At 63.5% G+C, this 13,962-nt stretch carries 14 protein-coding genes; 5 read left to right on the forward strand and 9 right to left on the reverse strand.

Going from position 1 to position 13,962, the window contains the following annotated elements; translation table 11 throughout:
* The first annotated feature begins 19 nt into the window (after positions 1-19).
* On the forward strand, positions 20-181 hold the full coding sequence (locus NLY42_RS10490) for a hypothetical protein (protein ID WP_023683991.1): 162 nt from the start codon (positions 20-22) through the stop codon (positions 179-181).
* Between the two features lie 9 nt (positions 182-190).
* On the opposite strand, the gene NLY42_RS10495 is transcribed toward NLY42_RS10490, so the two are convergent.
* From NLY42_RS10495 to tkt, 8 genes are all read right to left on the reverse strand, one after another.
* Positions 191-511 (reverse strand): hypothetical protein, encoded by a 321-nt coding sequence (locus NLY42_RS10495; protein WP_155922469.1) that lies wholly within the window; start codon positions 509-511, stop codon positions 191-193.
* A 25-nt stretch (positions 512-536) separates the two neighbouring features.
* Positions 537-1,250 carry an SGNH/GDSL hydrolase family protein gene (locus NLY42_RS10500; RefSeq protein WP_023706280.1) on the reverse strand — a complete coding sequence of 238 codons (714 nt, stop codon included), beginning with the start codon at positions 1,248-1,250 and terminating at the stop codon, positions 537-539.
* A 63-nt stretch (positions 1,251-1,313) separates the two neighbouring features.
* Positions 1,314-2,054, reverse strand: a complete 741-nt coding sequence (locus tag NLY42_RS10505; protein WP_023737389.1) for a DUF899 domain-containing protein — start codon at positions 2,052-2,054, stop codon at positions 1,314-1,316.
* A gap of 172 nt (positions 2,055-2,226) precedes the next feature.
* Positions 2,227-3,252, reverse strand: coding sequence for a class I fructose-bisphosphate aldolase (locus NLY42_RS10510; protein WP_023748338.1), 1,026 nt, complete (start codon positions 3,250-3,252; stop codon positions 2,227-2,229).
* A gap of 121 nt (positions 3,253-3,373) precedes the next feature.
* Positions 3,374-4,576 carry a phosphoglycerate kinase gene (locus NLY42_RS10515; RefSeq protein ID WP_023670132.1) on the reverse strand — a complete coding sequence of 401 codons (1,203 nt, stop codon included), beginning with the start codon at positions 4,574-4,576 and terminating at the stop codon, positions 3,374-3,376.
* Positions 4,577-4,721: 145 nt separating this feature from the next.
* Positions 4,722-6,608 (reverse strand): potassium/proton antiporter, encoded by a 1,887-nt coding sequence (locus NLY42_RS10520; RefSeq protein WP_023696439.1) that lies wholly within the window; start codon positions 6,606-6,608, stop codon positions 4,722-4,724.
* 206 nt (positions 6,609-6,814) lie between these two features.
* Positions 6,815-7,825 carry a type I glyceraldehyde-3-phosphate dehydrogenase gene (gene gap, locus NLY42_RS10525; protein WP_023748339.1) on the reverse strand — a complete coding sequence of 337 codons (1,011 nt, stop codon included), beginning with the start codon at positions 7,823-7,825 and terminating at the stop codon, positions 6,815-6,817.
* 154 nt (positions 7,826-7,979) lie between these two features.
* Entirely contained in the window at positions 7,980-9,971 is a 1,992-nt protein-coding gene (tkt, locus tag NLY42_RS10530) for a transketolase (protein ID WP_023734661.1), read from the reverse strand.
* Between the two features lie 273 nt (positions 9,972-10,244).
* Here tkt and NLY42_RS10535 point away from each other — a divergent pair, with 273 nt between their 5' ends.
* The 4 genes from NLY42_RS10535 (at position 10,245) to NLY42_RS10550 (ending at position 12,763) form a co-directional block, all read left to right on the forward strand.
* A complete protein-coding gene (locus tag NLY42_RS10535; RefSeq protein ID WP_023670128.1) occupies positions 10,245-10,517 on the forward strand; it encodes a DUF4164 domain-containing protein in 273 nt (90 codons plus the stop codon).
* A 12-nt stretch (positions 10,518-10,529) separates the two neighbouring features.
* Entirely contained in the window at positions 10,530-10,895 is a 366-nt protein-coding gene (locus tag NLY42_RS10540) for a cell division protein ZapA (RefSeq protein ID WP_023670127.1), read from the forward strand.
* Positions 10,896-11,085: 190 nt separating this feature from the next.
* Positions 11,086-11,745, forward strand: a complete 660-nt coding sequence (locus NLY42_RS10545; protein WP_023711663.1) for a peroxiredoxin — start codon at positions 11,086-11,088, stop codon at positions 11,743-11,745.
* A gap of 145 nt (positions 11,746-11,890) precedes the next feature.
* Positions 11,891-12,763 (forward strand): MBL fold metallo-hydrolase, encoded by an 873-nt coding sequence (locus NLY42_RS10550; protein WP_023670125.1) that lies wholly within the window; start codon positions 11,891-11,893, stop codon positions 12,761-12,763.
* 151 nt (positions 12,764-12,914) lie between these two features.
* Here NLY42_RS10550 and rpoH read toward each other — a convergent pair whose 3' ends face one another.
* On the reverse strand, positions 12,915-13,826 hold the full coding sequence (rpoH, locus tag NLY42_RS10555; RefSeq protein ID WP_023670124.1) for an RNA polymerase sigma factor RpoH: 912 nt from the start codon (positions 13,824-13,826) through the stop codon (positions 12,915-12,917).
* Between the last annotated feature and the right edge of the window lie 136 nt (positions 13,827-13,962).

Genomic DNA, 13,962 nt, shown 5'->3' on the forward strand with positions numbered 1-13,962 from the left:
ATGCTGCTCAAAGGCGGGCATGTCGAAACTCCTCGCGCTCGTCATCATCGGCATGATGGCCATTCAGCTGATCAAGCCGCTCGGCTGGCCGGGCCTGAAGCGGCGCGGCGATTTCTGGAAGCTGGCCCTGATCGCCATGGCGGCCATCGCGCTGGCGGGTGCGCTGGGGCACTGGGCATAGCCTTGAGGGTCAGGTCGGGTCCACCGTTCCCATGGCAATCATCCGGATGGCGTTGAGGCTGGGCACGAAGAAGTAATCGCCACCGCGCGTCGTCATGAATTCCGGCAGGTTCGCCGCAATAAAAGGCGTGGCGTTGGCCGGGCCGGCCGGAATGACATGCTTGCTCGATTCGGCGCGGTTGCCGGTCAGCGTGCAGGTGTCGTTGCCGGTTTCGGAATCCAGGCCGTAGCTCATCCATTGCTGCTGGATGATATTCTGGCTCAGATCCATTGGAAGCAGGCTGCAATCAACAGTATTTGGAAATACTCGCGTCAGTTCTCTGAAGCCCACCAGTCCGAGCTTGTGCCCCCTCAGGTCAATCGGCGAGCACCCATCCGACCAGATGTTCGGCCCAGGCGCGGTAACCGGCTTCCGAGGCATGAAAGCCATCGGAGGCAAAGCCGGCCTCAGGGTTGGTGATCGGCAGCCGTGGCGCCGGCACGGCGCCGCGCTCGAAACAGAGGCGCTCGCCCATGCGGTTCATTGCGGTAGCGCGGATTTCGAGTATCTTGCCGAGCAGCGGCGGCATGGCCGGCGCACGGGTGAATTCCAGCACCGGCGACCAGACGACGCGGGCCTCCGGCCATTTGGCGCGCAGCGCGTAAAGCAGGCCGCCGAACTCTTTCTTGAAGCGCGGCACCGAGTGGAAATTCTTGGTGTCGTTGGTGCCGATGGCGAGCACGATGTGCGTCCACCGATCGGCCGACAGATTGGGCAGCACATGGTCGCGGATCTGGCCCGACGTTGCCGAGTTGAATCCGGCGGCGCGCCAGCGCACGGCAAGGCCGGTTCGTTTTGCGACCAGCATTGCAAGCTGCGCGGCAAGCCCGTTCTCGGAATTGCCGATGCCGACGGAAGCGGCCGAGGAATCGCCCAGCACCAGCAGCGAGATGGCCGGCGCCTTGCCCGATATTTCGTGCATGACCGGCCCTTGTGCCGGCAGCATGCGGGTGGTGCGGCGGCGCACGCCGAGGCCCTGCCAGACATAAACGGGGTAGGCGAGCCAGGTAAGAAGGGCCGGGAAGCGCATGGCGATACCGTTTAGAGATCAGCGGCAGCCTTAGCGCAAGTTTCGCCTGAGGTGAACGAGCTTCTAGTCGCAGCAGTTCGGCTTGTCCGCCTGCTTGTCCTGATATTCGTCATGCAACCGCACCCAGTCCATCAGGCTATGATAAGGGCCATTTTCGCCGCGGCCCTTCGGTGTCATGTCGAGATAGTCGTAAGTGCCGATCTGCGCCTCGCCGCCGCGGGCGCGCGACATAAAGGTAAGGAATATGTCGCCGTTCTCTTCCTTGTAGAAAACACTGGTGCCGGGAAGGTCCTTTGACGTGCGCGGACGCGTCTCGAAATTGTAGGTGGTGTCGCCGCCCGCGATCTGCTTGTCGGTGAAGGAGACCTGCATGTCGAAGTTGAAATCCGAGGCGTAGGACGACACCCAGTCGAATTTCCAGCCCATACGCTGCTTGTAAGGCAGCAGTTCCGCCAGCGGCGCGCGCGCAACCACCACCAGCGACACGTCGTGGTGCCTGAGATGCTGATCGGCGCCGTCTATATGGTCGGCAAGGAAGGAGCAGCCTTCGCAGCGGTGGTTCGATCCTGGCGTCATCATGAAGTGGTAGACGATCAGTTGGCTGTTGGCGCCGAACAGTCCGGCCAGGTTCTTCGGACCCTGCTCGGTCTCGAAGACATAGTCCTTGCGGATTTTCATCCAGGGCAGTTCACGCCGCTCGGCGGCGATGCGCTCACGCAACCGTGTCAATTCCTTCTCGCGCGCCAGATGCGCCTTGTGCGCCTCAAACCAGTCTTCACGCGAAACCACCTTGCTGCGAGTCATGAAGTTCTCCCTGTCTGTTCACCCAAGGACGTTTGGGGTGGGCAGAAACCGACATCGCCGTCAGCTTTTGCCGAAAAGGAGATAAGGATGGACGAACTCCGTCCAAGCCGGGCTTTGCATAAACAAACCCGGGCGCATCGGCCCGGGTTGTATGACAACGGGAGGACTGCGCTCAGGCGGCCTGTTCGAGGCTCGCCGTCCATTGTCCCAGCGCCGCCAGATGGTTCATGTGGGCACGATGGGTGAAGGCGGCCTGGCCGGCGGCGACGTTCGATGCCTTGCCGCTCCAGGCCTTTTGCGGGGCGGCCTGCAAGGCGCGGCCATAGGAGAAGGTCAGCTTCCACGGATGCGGGCCGATGGCGTTGATGGCGTTGAGGTTGGCGGTAGCCTCCTCGTCCGACTGCCCGCCCGAAAGGAAGGCGATGCCCGGCACCGCTGCCGGTACGGTTTCGCGGAACAGTTTTATGGTCTTTTCCGCGACCTCTTCGGGGCTGCTCACCTTGCCCGACTTCCTGCCGGCCAGCACCATGTTCGGCTTCAGGATGGTGCCTTCCAGCACAACGCGCGCCGCATGCAGCTCGTCATAGAGCTTGATCAGCGTTGCCTTCGAGATGTCGTAGCAGGTGGCAATGTCGTGCGCGCCGTCCATCAGCACTTCCGGTTCGACGATCGGCACGATGCCGGCCTCCTGGCACAGTGCGGCATAGCGGGCCAGCGCATGGGCATTGGAGGCAATCGAATTGGCCGAGGGCACGCCCTTGCCGGTGTCGATGTCGATCACCGCGCGCCATTTGGCAAAGCGGGCGCCGAGCTTGTAATAATCCGCGAGCCGCTCGCGCAAGCCGTCGAGGCCTTCGGTAACGGTATCGCCGGGAAAGCCGGCGAGTGGCTTGGCGCCGGCATCGACCTTGATGCCGGGAATGGCGCCCGCCGCCTTGATGATGTCGACCAGAGGCGTGCCGTCGGCAGCCTTCTGACGGATGGTCTCGTCGTAGAGAATGACGCCGGAGATGTACTTCGTCATTGCGTCCTTGGCGCGGAACATCATCTCGCGGTAGTCGCGGCGGCTATCGGCGGTCGATTCGACGCCGATAACGTCGAAGCGCTTCTTGATGGTGCCGGAGCTCTCATCGGCGGCCAGCAGGCCCTTGCCGCCGGCCACCATCGCGGCGGCAATGTCTTCGAGACGTTCGCTCATTTTTGCTTCTCCTTGACGGTGTTGTTCCGCGCTTAAGGGAAGTCTACCGCCAAAGGAATGGCATCGGAAAGCTCGAATCGATTGAAAGTTTCCAGCGCCTCGTTTGACGCCCTCGTCCCGATCAGGCCTGCTTCTTCAGGACGTCGACGCCGGGCAGCGGCTTGCCTTCCATCCATTCCAGGAAAGCGCCACCGGCGGTCGAGACATAGGTGAAGTCGTCGGCGACGCCGGCATGGTTGAGGGCGGCCACCGTGTCGCCGCCACCGGCGACCGAGACCAGCTTGCCGGCCCTGGTGCGGGCCGCCGCGTGCCTGGCCGCCGCCACCGTGGCGTGGTCGAAAGGCTCGATCTCGAAGGCGCCGAGCGGGCCGTTCCAGACCAGCGTCGCGGCGCGGTCGATCCATTCACCGATCGTCTTCACGGTCTTTTCGCCGACATCGAGGATCATGCCGTCAGCCGGGACATCCGAAATGGCAACGGTCTCGCTGGCGGCACCCGCCTTGAATTCCTTGGCGACGACACCGTCGACAGGCAGGATGATGGCGCAGCCGGCTTCGGCGGCCTCGATCATGATCTGCTTGGCGGTCGCGGCAAGGTCATGCTCGCACAGCGACTTGCCGACAGCGGTGCCACGCGCAGCGAGAAAAGTGTTGGCCATGCCGCCGCCGATGACCAGCGCGTCGACCTTCTTCACCAGGTTCATCAACAGGTCGATCTTGGTCGACACCTTGGCGCCACCGACAATGGCGACGACAGGGCGGACCGGATTGCCGAGCCCCTTCTCCAGCGCCTCGAGCTCGGCCTGCATGGTGCGGCCGGCATAGGACGGCAACAGCCGCGCCAGGCCTTCGGTCGAGGAGTGCGCCCGGTGGGCGGCGGAAAAGGCGTCGTTGACGAAGATATCGCCATTGGCGGCGAGCCGCTCTGTAAAGGCCGGGTCGTTCTTCTCCTCGGTCTTGTGGAAGCGGGTGTTTTCCAGCAGCAGCACATCGCCCTTGTTCATGGCGGCGACCGCACTGCCCGCCGTGTCGCCGACGCAGTCGCCGGCAAAGCCGACGGGGCGGCCAAGCACCTCCGCGGCAGCCTTGGCGATCGGCTCCAGCGAGAATTCGGGCGAGGGACCATCCTTCGGGCGGCCGAAATGCGCGAGCAGGATGACCTTGGCGCCCTTGCCGGACAGTTCGGCGATGGTCGGCGCAATGCGTTCGATGCGGGTGGCGTCGGTGACCTTGCCGTCGGCGACGGGCACGTTGAGGTCGACGCGCACCAGCACGCGCTTGCCGCTGATATTGCCGATATCGTCGAGTGTCTTGAAGGCGGCCATGCTGATACCTTTCCGTGAAAAATCGCCGGGACCATACCTCGCATCGATGACGATGCAAGGCTTGAGCCGGGGTGCGAGCTAAATTTTGAGATCAAGGCGAAGGCTGTCGTGATGATGCGGGACGTCAGCGTGAACCGATCGCTTGTCAGCCTTCGGTCGTTATCTTTTCCGCCGTCGGCTCAAGGGCCTTCTCATTGGCTATCGCCTCTGCAGTCTGCGTCTCGGTCGGCTTGTGCCAGTTGCGGATGAAGGCGGAGACCCGATCGCCGATCTCGCCGGCGCTCAGGAACACCGGAACCCGCGCCACCGGCGCGGTCGGCTCGAAGGAGAGGCCGAGACCGGTGATCTTGCCCTTGTCGTCGACGTCGCGGACGATCAATTCGATCGGGCCGATCAGCACCCGGTCGGCATATTCGGCATGGCCGCCGAGCCGCGCCGTCACCAGCGCGCCGACGGTGAGCTTCTGCTCGGCTTCGCTCAATCCCGGAGTGTATGCGGCCTCGAGCTCTGCGGCCGAGCGGGCGGGATCGACGGCAAAGGCGCCGAAGAAGTCGGCATCCTCGGGGTCGACTACGGCGCGGCTGGCAAACAGCTTGTCAAGCAGGCGCGGATAGCGGTCGGGCACGAAGATGTAGACCTGGTCGCCGGCCGCGAGCCGGCCCATGTCCTGGAAACGCATCGAGCGGCCGTCGCGCAGCACCAGCGAGGGCCGTGCCCAGCGCGGGATGCGCTCGCCGCGCGCCACCGGGCTGCCGGGCGCGACGCGGTAGGCGAGCAGTTCGTGGTGGGCGGAGCCCGGCAGTTCGAGTTCGACCTTGTCGAGCGGCCCGAGTCTCGCCGGCACGATCAGGCCGAGCCGGCGCGCCAGCGGACCGACCGACCAGCCCTGCACCACCAGCGATACCAGCACGATGATGAAGGCGACGTTGAAGATGGTGCGGCCGTTCTCCAGTCCGCCGAGCAGTGGGGTGATGGCAAGCAGGATGGACACGGCGCCGCGCAGGCCGACCCAGGAGACGAAGGCGATCTCGGGACGCGGCAGGCGGAACGGGATCAGGCAGAGCCAGACGGCGACAGGGCGCGCGACAAACATCAGGAACAGGCCGAGCAGCACCGCCGGCACCATGATCGCCGGAAACTGCGAGGGTGTCGCGAACAGGCCGAGGATCAGGAACATAATGATCTGTGCCAGCCACGACATGCCGTCCTGGAAGCGCTTCAGGATGGTGACGGCGCGGATGTCGGAGTTGCCGGCAATCAGCCCGGCGAGATAGACCGCCAGGAAGCCCGAGCCGCCAATGGCGCCGGCGGCGGCGAACACCATCAGTGACAGGGTCAGCACGAAGATCGGCAGCAAGCCATGGTCGAGGTTGAGCCGGTCGACGAGGCGCACGATGCCGAGCCCGCCAAGCACGCCGACGACGGCGCCGAGCCCCATATTGAGGAGGAAGCCGAGGATCAGGTCGGTGACCAGCACATGGGTCTCGGGATTGGCGTGGGCGGCGATGATCTCGACCAGCGTGATGGTCAGGAAGATGGCGATCGGGTCGTTGGTGCCGGATTCGACTTCCAGTGTCGCGCGCACGCGCTCGCGCAGATTGATTTCGCCGGCGCGCAGCAGGAAGAACACCGCAGCCGCATCGGTCGAGGCGACGGCAGCTCCAAGCAGGAAGGATTCCAGCCAGCTGAGGTCGAGCAGGTAATAGGCGGCGGCGCCGAACAGGCCAGTGGTCAGGATTACGCCAAAGGTCGCCAGCGACAGCGCCGGGCCGGCCGCCTGGCGCAGCGCGTTGAGCGGCGTGCCGAAACCGGAATCGAACAGGATGACCGCCAGCGCCAGTGAGCCGGCAAAATATGCCACGCGCGCATTGTCAAATTCGATACCGAGACCATCGACGCCGCTGGCGAGGCCGATGCAGAGGAAGAGCAGCAGCAAAGGGGCGCCGAAGCGAAAGGCGATCAGGCTCGAGAACGCTGCGGCGACGACTAGCGCTGTGCCGACCAGCGTGACGAGATAGATCGCATGCTCCATCCGTGATTTGCCCCTCGAATTCCTCTTTCTACCGATTCACGGGAGAGTGGGGCGAAGGAATGGCCGGTGCAAGGCGCAAGGATGGCTTTTTGCCTTATGCCGCTGATTTTCCGGCGTTTGGCGGCTCGGCGCGCCTTGCCCGGCGCGCTGACGAAAAACGCCCGGGCACAGCCGGGCGTTCGAAGCTGCGAGACGATGCCTTCAGATCAGGCGATGGTCTTGCCGAAGGCGACCGAGGTGTCGGCCATGCGGTTGGAGAAGCCCCACTCATTGTCGTACCAGGACAGCACCGAAACGAAGTTGCCGTCCATGACCTTGGTCTGGTCGAGCGCCAGGATCGACGAGCGCGGATCGTGGTTAAAGTCGATCGACACATTCGGATGATGGGTGACGCCGAGAATGCCCTTCAGCTTGCCGTTGGAGGCAGCGATCACCGCTTCGTTTACCTCCTGCACGGTGGTGGCGCGCTTGGCGATGAACTTGAAGTCGACAACCGAGACGTTGGGGGTCGGCACGCGGATCGAGATGCCGTCGAGCTTGCCCTTGAGGTCGGGCAGCACCAGGCCGATCGCCTTGGCCGCACCGGTCGAGGTCGGGATTTGCGACAGGGCAGCCGCGCGGCCGCGGTAGAGATCCTTGTGCATGGTGTCCAGCGTCGGCTGGTCGCCGGTGTAGGAGTGGATCGTCGTCATCATGCCCTTTTCGATGCCGACGGTCTCGTGCAGCACTGCGGCCAGCGGCGCCAGGCAGTTGGTGGTGCAGGACGCATTCGAAATGACGATGTGGTCCTTGGTCAGCTTGTCGTGGTTGATGCCGTAGACGACGGTGAGGTCAGCACCTTCGGCAGGCGCGGAGACGACGACGCGCTTGGCGCCGGCGGTCAAATGCGCGGCAGCCTTGTCGCGGGCGGTGAAGATGCCGGTGCATTCGAGCGCGATGTCGATGCCGAGCTCCTTCCACGGCAGCTGCGCCGGGTCCTTGATCGCGGTGACCTTGAAGGTCTCCTTGCCGACGGTGATCTGGTCGCCCGAGACCGACACTTCGTGCGGGAAGCGGCCGTGCACGCTGTCATAGCGCAGCAGATGCGCGTTGGTCTCGACCGGGCCGAGGTCGTTGACGGCGACGACGTCGATGTCCTTGCGGCCGGATTCATGGATGGCGCGCAGGATGTTGCGGCCGATGCGGCCAAATCCGTTGATGGCAACTCTGACGGTCATTTTACTCTCCCTGGGAGCTGGAGGCGGCAGATGGGTCCGCAGCTTCATAGCGGCGGATGGCACAAGAATCCAGCCGCAGAAGGCCGAATTTAAATCGATTAGGTTGGTCCACCCCGCGAATCCGCCTCGGAGGTGCGCGGGACTGACCCTGATCTTACTGGCCGTGCAGGCGGGCTTCCGCCGCCTTGGCCGCGGCTTCGGCGGTGATGCCGAAATGCGGGTAGAGCTGCTCGATGGTGCCGGAAGCGCCAAAGCCGGTCATGCCGATGAAGATGCCGTCGGAGCCGATCAGGTGATCCCAGCCCTGACGGATGCCAGCCTCGATCGCCATCTTGATCGGCGCGTTGCCGATCGTCTCCTTGCGGTAGGCGTCGCTCTGCTGGTCGAACAGTTCGAAGCAAGGCACCGAGACGACGCGGGTCGGGTGCCCGTGCTTTTCAAGCAAATCACGGGCGCCGAGCGCGATCTCGACCTCGGAGCCGGTGGCGAAGATCGTCACCGCCGCTTCGCCGCTCGCCGCGGCCAGTTCATAGGCGCCCTGGCTCGAGAGGTTCCTGGCCGAGTGCTCGGTGCGCACCGTCGGCAGGTTCTGACGGGTGAGCGCCAGGGTGGACGGGGTCTTTTCCGATTCAATGGCGATCTGCCAGCATTCGGCGGTTTCCACCGCGTCGGCCGGGCGGAAGACATTGTGGTTGGGGATGGCGCGGAGCGCCGCCAGGTGCTCGACCGGCTGGTGGGTCGGGCCGTCTTCGCCCAAACCGATCGAATCATGGGTCATGACGAAGATCGAGCGGATGCCCATCAGCGACGCCAGCCGCATCGACGGACGGGCATAGTCGGAGAAGCACATGAAGGTGCCACCATAGGCGATGAGGCCGCCATGCAGCGTCAGGCCGTTGAGGGCGGCCGCCATGCCATGCTCGCGGATGCCGTAGTGGACATAGCGCTGGCCGTAATCGTCCGGCGTGATGTTCTTGGTCTGGCTGGTCTTGGTGTTGTTGGAGCCGGTGAGGTCGGCAGAGCCGCCGATGGTTTCCGGCACCGCGCCATTGATGACTTCCAGCGCCATTTCCGACGATTTGCGGGTGGCGACCTTCGGCTTGTCGGCCGACAGCTTCTTCTTGTAGTCGGCAATGACGGCATCGAAATTCGACGGCAGCTTGCCGGCGAGGCGGCGCTCGAACTCGGTCTTCAACTCAGGCTTGGCCTTGGCCAGGCGGCCTTCCCAGTCGGTGCGCGGCTTGACGCCGGCCTTGCCGGCGGTGCGCCAGGCGTCGAGAATGTCGGCCGGAATTTCGAAGGGCGGCGAGTCCCAGTTGAAGAATTTCCGCGCGCCTGCGATCTCGTCGGCACCGAGCGGCGAACCGTGGGCCTTGTTGGTGCCGGCCTTGGTCGGGGCGCCGAAGCCGATGGTCGTCTTGCAGGCGATCATCGTCGGCTTGTCGGAATGGCGGGCGGCTTCGATGGCGTAGGCGATCGCCTCGGGGTCGGTGCCGTCAATGTGGCTGGCGTTCCAGCCCGAGGCCTGGAAGCGGGCGACCTGGTCGGTGTTGTCTGCAAGCGAAACCGGACCGTCGATCGAGATGTTGTTGTTGTCCCAGAAGACGATCAGCTTGTTGAGCTTGAGGTGGCCGGCCAGCGCGATGGCTTCCTGGGAAACACCTTCCATCAGGCAGCCGTCGCCGGCCAGCACATAGGTGTAGTGGTCGACGAGGTCGTTGCCGAAGGCGGCGTTCATGATGCGCTCGCCGAGCGCGAAGCCGACCGAATTGGCGAGACCCTGGCCGAGCGGGCCGGTCGTCGTCTCGATGCCGGTGGCATGGCCGTATTCGGGATGGCCGGCAGTCTTGGAACCCAGCTGGCGGAAATGCTTGATCTGGTCGAGGGTCATGTCCTCGTAACCGGTCAGATGCAGCAGCGAGTAGAGCAGCATAGAACCATGGCCGGCCGACAGGATGAAGCGGTCTCGGTCCGGCCAATGGGGGTTCTTCGGATCATATTTCAGAAAGCGGGTGAACAGCACTGTGGCGATGTCGGCGCAGCCCATGGGCAGGCCGGGATGGCCGGACTGGGACTTCTCGACGGCGTCCATGGAGAGAAAACGGATCGCATTGGCCATCCGGTCATGTTGTTCACGCGACGTCATGGAACCTCCGGGGTGGGAATTTGTGGGCTTGGCAGAGCCCAGGAAAGAGTGCGCGACACATAGCAGCCACGGGCTTTTAGTCAACAAATCGGCAGCACATTTGCCGGTCTTGTGATGGCTTTGAGACCTTATGGGGCGACCTACATTAGCGTTAGCGGGGGACAGTCGCGAGAGCTTTGTTGACGTTGCCTTCACCCGGTGCCTAATGTTTCCTTGTTAACGCGTTCTGAACGCGAAGCGATTCGGTGATGGGCAGGGCACAGGACGAAGGCCATGACCGGCGAAACCACACTCAAGGAAGTCATCCACAGGCTGGGCAAGGCCATCGAGGGGCTGGAAAACGCCGTCGCGGCCAAGCTCGAGCACGAGCGCGACTATTCCGAAGCCGAGGCTGAGGTGCAGCGCATGAACGCCGACCGTTCACGGCTGGCGCAGGAACTCGACAATTCCGAAGCCCGCGCCGAACGGCTGGAAGATGCCAACAAGGAAGTGTCGCGCCGCTTGGTGACCGCCATGGAAACCATCCGCGCGGTGCTGGACAGGTAGGAGCTGCAGGCCATGGCACAGGTCACGGTTTCCATCGACGGCAAGCAGTATCGCATGGCTTGCGACGAGGGTCAGGAGGAGCACCTGATCGACCTCGCCGAGCGGTTCGACCGTTATGTCTCGCATCTGAAGGATTCGTTCGGCGAGATCGGCGACCAGCGGCTGACGGTGATGGCCGGTATCATGGTGATGGACGAGCTTTCGGAGCTGCAGAAGCGGGTCAAGGGCATGGAGACCGAAGTGCAGACGCTGCGCAAGACGCGCGACGAAGCGCTGACCAAGGCCGACAAGAACGACACCGTGCTGACCAGCGCGCTCGGCGCGCTCGCCCAGCGCATGGAAGACCTGGCCACGTCGCTGGCGGTCAACAAGGCCTGAGCCTTCCCCGCACAAACGAAAGATTGTCGGCCCAACGTCGGTCCGTAGAACGAAAGTGCTCGTTCCGTCGCCAATAATAGTTTCCTATTGTCCTGCAGCCGCGATTTTTGCGCTAAGATGCGGGAATGCCGGAGCGTTGACGCCGTCCACGGCCGCTCCTGACGAAATCTGTTGCTGGGGAAATAATGCCATGAGCCTTCGTATCAACGACATCGCGCCTGACTTCACCGCCGATACCACGCAAGGGCCGATCAAGTTTCATGACTGGATCGGCGACGGCTGGGCGATCCTGTTCAGCCATCCGAAGAATTTCACCCCGGTCTGCACCACCGAGCTGGGCACGATGGCGGGGCTCGAAGGCGAGTTCAAGAAGCGCAACGTCAAGGTCATCGGCATTTCCGTCGATCCCGTTGCGAGCCACGACAAGTGGCAGGCCGACATCAAGACGGCGACCGGCCAGACGGTGAATTACCCGCTGATCGGCGACAAGGACCTCAAGGTGGCCAAGCTTTATGACATGCTGCCGGCGGGCGCCGGCGAGACGTCGGAAGGCCGCACGCCGGCCGACAACGCCACGGTGCGCTCGGTCTATGTCATCGGGCCGGACAAGAAGATCAAGCTGGTGCTGACCTACCCGATGACGACGGGCCGCAACTTCGACGAGATCCTGCGCGCGGTCGATTCCATGCAGCTGACCGCCAAGCACCAGGTGGCGACGCCGGCCAACTGGAAGCAGGGCGAGGATGTGATCATCACCGCCGCGGTTTCGAACGAAGATGCGGTCAAGCGTTTTGGCGCTTTCGAGACGATCCTGCCCTATCTCAGGAAGACCAAGCAGCCGTCAGCCTAGGTTTTCTCCGTCGGAGCTATTTCGGGCTTCAGTCCTATTTCTGGCAAGGCGTGCTTGACCGGCGCGCTTTGCCAGATGACCATGCTGTTGTTCAACCCGACGGAGAAAACGGTTCCTGTCGGGCAAGGGGCGGGGGGGCCGGACATTGGACATCGCTTCGGCCAAACCTGAGGTCGCCGGCTTCTACGACAAGCCGACCGGCGCCATCCAGTATGTCGTCACCGACCCGGTGACGAGACGCTGCGCCGTCATCGACCCGATCCTCGACTTCGACGAAAAATCCGGCGCGACGGCGACGAAGAATGCCGGCGCCTTGCTGGATTTTATCCGCGAAAACGGGCTGGAGCTCGAGTGGATTCTGGACACCCATCCGCATGCCGATCATTTCTCGGCGGCGCACTATCTCCGGGAAAAGACCGGCGCGCCGACGGCGATCGGCGACAGGATCGTCGAAGTCCAGGCGCTGTGGAAGGCGATCTACAACTGGCCGGATTTCCCCGCAGACGGCTCGCAGTGGGACCGGCTGTTTGGGGAAGGCGAAACGTTCATGATCGGCAACCTGCCGGTCAAGGTGCTGTTCTCGCCCGGCCACACGCTCGCCTCGATCACCTATGTCATTGGCGACGCAGCCTTCGTCCACGACACGCTGTTCATGCCCGACAGCGGCTCGGCAAGGACGGACTTTCCCGGCGGCAGTGCCGCGCGGCTGTGGCATTCGATTGAGGGCATTCTGGCGCTGCCGGACGATACGCGCGTGTTCGTCGGCCACGACTATCAGGCCGGCGGGCGCGAGCCGTGCTGGGAGAGCACGGTCGCCGAGCAGAGGGCAAAGAATATCCACCTCGTTGCGGCGCGCAGCGAAGCCGAGTTCGTCGCCTTGCGCGAAGCGCGCGACAAGACACTGCCGATGCCGCGGCTGATCCTGCATGCGCTGCAGGTCAACATGAATGGTGGACGGCTGCCGGAACCGGAGGCCAATGGGAGGCGGTATCTGAAGTTTCCGCTTGATGGGCTTTGAGAGGGCAGTTGGCGAAGCTGCCGATCTCCCCCGCAAGGGGGGAGATTGGATGTCAAGAATGCTTTCGCCAATCGCCAGCGTAAGCGTAAGACATAAAAAAGGCGGCGCCGGTTTCCCGACGCCGCCTTCTGTTCCTTAGCCGAACCCGGCTTTACGCCGCCGGCTGCGCCTCGATCGTGCGCAGCGCCTGCATCTGGCGCTTGGCGGCGGCCTTGACCGCGTCCTGCACCTTCTCGAAGGCGCGCACCTCGATCTGGCGCACGCGCTCGCGGCTGATGTCGAACTCGGAAGACAGCTCTTCCAGCGTCAGTGGCTCCTCGGCGAGGCGGCGGGCCTCGAAGATGCGCCGCTCACGATCGTTGAGCACGGCCAGAGCGCCCGACAGCATGCCGCGGCGGTTTTCCAGCTCGTCCTGCTCGATCAGCATGTCTTCCTGGCTTTCGTGGTCATCGACCAGCCAGTCCTGCCATTCGCCGGATTCACCCTCGCTGGCGCGGATCGGCGCGTTCAGCGACGCGTCGCCCGACAGGCGGCGGTTCATCGACACGACTTCGGCTTCCGACACGTTCAGCCTGGTGGCGATCTCGGTGATCTGGTCGGGCTTGAGGTCGCCATCGTCCAGCGCCTGGATCTTGCCCTTCACCTTGCGCAGGTTGAAGAACAGGCGCTTCTGATTGGCGGTCGTGCCCATCTTGACCAGGCTCCACGAGCGCAGGATGTACTCCTGGATCGAGGCCTTGATCCACCACATGGCGTAGGTCGCGAGGCGGAAGCCACGCTCGGGTTCGAATTTCTTGACGGCCTGCATCAGGCCGACATTGCCTTCCGAGATCACTTCGCCGATCGGCAGGCCGTAGCCGCGATAGCCCATGGCGATCTTGGCAACAAGCCGAAGATGGCTGGTGACGAGCTTGTGCGCAGCGGAAGTGTCTTCATGCTCGGCGTAGCGCTTGGCGAGCATGTACTCTTCCTGCGGCTGAAGCATGGGAAAGCGGCGGATTTCTTCCAGGTAGCGGCTGAGGCCGCCTTCGCCGGAAACAATACTGGGTAGTGACTGGGCCATGATTGCGCCCCCTCTCTATTGGAGTGATGCCCCCGAAACGCGGCGGGCATGTGACGCGAGCACCAAAAGGCTCGCCCGCGGCAACTGATTTATATAGGAACAAAACCAGAAAAGACAGGCATTTGTTCAACACGAA

Origin of the sequence: Mesorhizobium sp. C372A (genome assembly GCF_030323245.1) — a bacterium.
In the GTDB taxonomy this organism is placed as follows: Bacteria; Pseudomonadota; Alphaproteobacteria; order Rhizobiales; family Rhizobiaceae; genus Mesorhizobium.

Bases quoted from the DNA above. Each gene is read 5' to 3' on its own strand.
- rpoH (WP_023670124.1), bottom strand. From the start codon at position 13,826: ATGGCCCAGTCACTACCCAGTATTGTTTCCGGCGAAGGCGGCCTCAGC.
- tkt (WP_023734661.1), bottom strand. From the start codon at position 9,971: ATGACGTCGCGTGAACAACATGACCGGATGGCCAATGCGATCCGTTTT.
- NLY42_RS10545 (WP_023711663.1), top strand. From the start codon at position 11,086: ATGAGCCTTCGTATCAACGACATCGCGCCTGACTTCACCGCCGATACC.
- NLY42_RS10500 (WP_023706280.1), bottom strand. From the start codon at position 1,250: ATGCGCTTCCCGGCCCTTCTTACCTGGCTCGCCTACCCCGTTTATGTC.
- NLY42_RS10535 (WP_023670128.1), top strand. From the start codon at position 10,245: ATGACCGGCGAAACCACACTCAAGGAAGTCATCCACAGGCTGGGCAAG.
- NLY42_RS10540 (WP_023670127.1), top strand. From the start codon at position 10,530: ATGGCACAGGTCACGGTTTCCATCGACGGCAAGCAGTATCGCATGGCT.
- NLY42_RS10505 (WP_023737389.1), bottom strand. From the start codon at position 2,054: ATGACTCGCAGCAAGGTGGTTTCGCGTGAAGACTGGTTTGAGGCGCAC.
- NLY42_RS10520 (WP_023696439.1), bottom strand. From the start codon at position 6,608: ATGGAGCATGCGATCTATCTCGTCACGCTGGTCGGCACAGCGCTAGTC.
- NLY42_RS10515 (WP_023670132.1), bottom strand. From the start codon at position 4,576: ATGGCCGCCTTCAAGACACTCGACGATATCGGCAATATCAGCGGCAAG.
- NLY42_RS10510 (WP_023748338.1), bottom strand. From the start codon at position 3,252: ATGAGCGAACGTCTCGAAGACATTGCCGCCGCGATGGTGGCCGGCGGC.
- NLY42_RS10490 (WP_023683991.1), top strand. From the start codon at position 20: ATGTCGAAACTCCTCGCGCTCGTCATCATCGGCATGATGGCCATTCAG.
- gap (WP_023748339.1), bottom strand. From the start codon at position 7,825: ATGACCGTCAGAGTTGCCATCAACGGATTTGGCCGCATCGGCCGCAAC.